At 57.6% G+C, this 878-nt stretch carries 2 protein-coding genes and 1 pseudogene; 2 read left to right on the forward strand and 1 reads right to left on the reverse strand.

Annotated elements, in window-relative coordinates; genetic code table 11:
- Together GL279_RS19220 and GL279_RS19520 are read left to right on the forward strand one after the other, a co-directional pair.
- The coding region (locus tag GL279_RS19220; protein WP_211371374.1) for a hypothetical protein at positions 1-374 on the forward strand (374 nt) is incomplete at its 5' end.
- Positions 375-426: 52 nt separating this feature from the next.
- A pseudogene (locus GL279_RS19520) lies at positions 427-537 on the forward strand (IS5/IS1182 family transposase); the annotation flags it as partial.
- A gap of 62 nt (positions 538-599) precedes the next feature.
- On the opposite strand, the gene GL279_RS19320 reads toward GL279_RS19520, so the two are convergent.
- Positions 600-878: hypothetical protein (locus tag GL279_RS19320; RefSeq protein ID WP_211371373.1), on the reverse strand; the 279-nt coding region annotated here is incomplete at its 5' end.

Below are 878 nucleotides of genomic sequence, written 5' to 3' on the forward strand. Positions count from 1 at the left end.
AGCGCCGGCCTTTGCTGCGGGCCGGGCAACCAAACCTGTTTACGCAGTTCGACCGCATGGGCATCGATCCCTTTGCCCAGAAATTCGAGGTCGAGCCGATGTTCGAGGGCTCGGTGCGCGGCTCGGGTGGCGTGCTGGTCACGGATGCGGGTTTGTCGGGAAAATTGTCCGCCGGACGGTTTTCTGAACCCTGCTTACCGCCGATATCCCAGAGGCCCAACACCCGCAAGCTGAGGAGGGGGCACAAGACCAATCCCTCTCTTGGGCTGCTGTCCGTGGATCCCCCAGCTAGGTTTGGTGCGCCGACATTACTATTTGCCGATGCGCAAAGGCTTTCCATATCTGGTGGCGATCAAGGACTGGTTCACGCGTAAGCCTTGGCTTGGCGGATATCTTAAGAGCTATTCAAAATTGGGAAGAAACTCAGTGATCGGCAGGCTGAAGGATGGGGGCCGGGCTGCCGCCCGCTATGACAGATGTCCGAAGGTTTTCCTTTCCGCGATGGCCTTCGCCGCAATCGCGATGGTCTGGTTATGACCCAAGAACGAGTCCTGAACCTTGGACTTAACGCACGTCTTCCCCTGCGCATATTCGTTGGCTTAACGCATTTTGCGCCGTCGACGTATACGACGATTATCCTCCTGCAGGATGCCAATGATCTGCTCCCGCCAGTTGTGCCTTCTTCGTCGTCCGCCCTTTCCATGGGCCTGACTCTCATTGCAGGTGGGAAAAGCCCCGCGATAGATCAAAGGGCCGAGCCTGTGTAAAAACTCGGTCTTGTGATAGACTTTGGCATGGCGTTGGGGGATCGGCATGTCGGGGTTCATCGAAGGCGTTGCACGCGGGCAGACGGTTCTTTTCCCTGATCGGCTCGAGGA

Origin of the sequence: Paracoccus limosus (assembly GCF_009711185.1) — a bacterium.
Classification (GTDB): Bacteria; Pseudomonadota; Alphaproteobacteria; order Rhodobacterales; family Rhodobacteraceae; genus Paracoccus; species Paracoccus limosus.